Origin of the sequence: Inquilinus limosus MP06, assembly GCF_000767795.1 — a bacterium.
Taxonomy (GTDB): domain Bacteria; phylum Pseudomonadota; class Alphaproteobacteria; order DSM-16000; family Inquilinaceae; genus Inquilinus; species Inquilinus limosus_E.
The window spans coordinates 1-1,344 of record NZ_JANX01000968.1 but is presented as its reverse complement, the minus strand read 5'-3'; the positions used below and the strand labels follow the sequence as shown (position 1 = coordinate 1,344).

Here is a 1,344-nt window from a genome sequence, read left to right as displayed (position 1 = left end):
GGTGGCGCAGATCGACCGCCGTCCGGTGGGCTTGCGCCTGACCCATGCCGGCGGCGAGGTCGACATGGCCCTGCTGACGCCGCGCGCCGCGGCCCTGGCCGAGCTGATGCCGGTCAAGGCGCCGCCCGACATGTCGCGCTTCCTGCTGTCGCCGATGCCGGGGCTGCTGGTCTCGGTCGCGGTCGCCGCGGGCGAGCCGGTGCGGGCGGGGCAGGAGCTGGCGGTGGTCGAGGCGATGAAGATGGAGAATATCCTCAGGGCCGAGCGTGACGGCGTGGTCGAGGCCCTGCACGCCAAGCCGGGCGACAGCCTGGCGGTTGACCAGAAGATCCTGGAATTCGCAGCGGCCTGAGGGCCGGGAGAACGCGATGAACCGAGTCCTGCATATCGTCCTGCCGGCGCTGATCCTGGCGGGCTGCGGCGACGGCTACACCCCGCCCGACAATCCGGGCCCGCCGCCGCCGATCGCCTCGATGAAGGATGACGATCTGCATCCGCCGCCGGGCCCGACCGATCCCTTCATGATCCGGGTGGACGAGCGGGCGATGGGCGCCTGGGCCGATTACTGCACCCGGATCAAGGACATGGCCGGCCCGACCCGGCCGCCGAGCGCGGAGAAGACCCGGATCGAGGGCGACCTGAAGAAGTGCGAGGAGATCTTCGCCCAATGAGGAGCACCGGCGACGAGGCGGAGGATCGCACCCGCTGGTTCGCCGGTGTCATGGCCGGCCGCGGCGCCGGCGAACGGCGTGATCCCGGCATTGTGGTCGGCGACCACACCCAGGCGCTGCTGGTGGAGCTGGAGACCGTGTTCGGCGCCGGCGCCTGGGTGGCCACCACGATCCTCTCGGTCGCGGTGATCGAGGCGCATCTGCGCGAGCAAGCGATGGCCTCCGGCCGGGCGGTCGACCCCTATCTCAACGCCGGCAGGCTGTTCGCCGAGGCCGGGCTGGACGAACGCTTCGACACGCTGCGCCGGGCTCGCAACCGGGCGCTGCACGTCTCCGACCCGCCGACGCTGACGGTCGACATGCACTGGTTCGAGGCCGAGCGGCTGGAGGCGGAGGCGCGCTTCGCCATCCGCCTGGTCGCCGCCGCGCTCTATGGCGGCGCGCTGCCGGAGGAACCGGAGGAGGAGGCATGAGCGGGGATCACAAGGCGCTGTCGCTGCGCATCACCGGCCGGGTCCAGGGCGTCGGCTACCGCGCCTGGCTGGCCGGCCAGGCCGCGGTGGCAGGGCTCGACGGCTGGGTTCGCAACCGCCGCGACGGCTCGGTCGAGGCGCTGCTGTCCGGCCCGGCCGAGGCGGTCGACCGTATCGCCGCCGCCTGCCGCCGCGGGCCG

General features: G+C 72.9%; 4 protein-coding genes. All 4 read left to right on the top strand.

Going from position 1 to position 1,344, the window contains the following annotated elements:
• A partial coding sequence (locus tag P409_RS34480; protein ID WP_343285544.1) for a biotin/lipoyl-containing protein occupies window positions 1–352 on the top strand: 352 nt, incomplete at its 5' end.
• Window positions 353–368: 16 nt separating this feature from the next.
• Window positions 369–671 carry a hypothetical protein gene (locus tag P409_RS34475; RefSeq protein ID WP_034849406.1) on the top strand — a complete coding sequence of 101 codons (303 nt, stop codon included), beginning with the start codon at window positions 369–371 and terminating at the stop codon, window positions 669–671.
• The gene (locus P409_RS34470; protein ID WP_034849405.1) at window positions 668–1,144 is read left to right on the top strand and encodes a hypothetical protein; all 477 of its coding nucleotides are present in this window, start codon (window positions 668–670) and stop codon (window positions 1,142–1,144) included. Before P409_RS34475 ends, P409_RS34470 begins: the two co-directional genes overlap by 4 nt.
• Window positions 1,141–1,344 (top strand): acylphosphatase (locus P409_RS34465; protein WP_034849409.1); only part of this gene is annotated, 204 nt, incomplete at its 3' end. The genes P409_RS34470 and P409_RS34465, both read left to right, overlap by 4 nt.

Coding starts and splice junctions, on each gene's coding strand:
- P409_RS34475 (WP_034849406.1), top strand. CDS start 369: ATGAACCGAGTCCTGCATATCGTCCTGCCGGCGCTGATCCTGGCGGGC.
- P409_RS34470 (WP_034849405.1), top strand. CDS start 668: ATGAGGAGCACCGGCGACGAGGCGGAGGATCGCACCCGCTGGTTCGCC.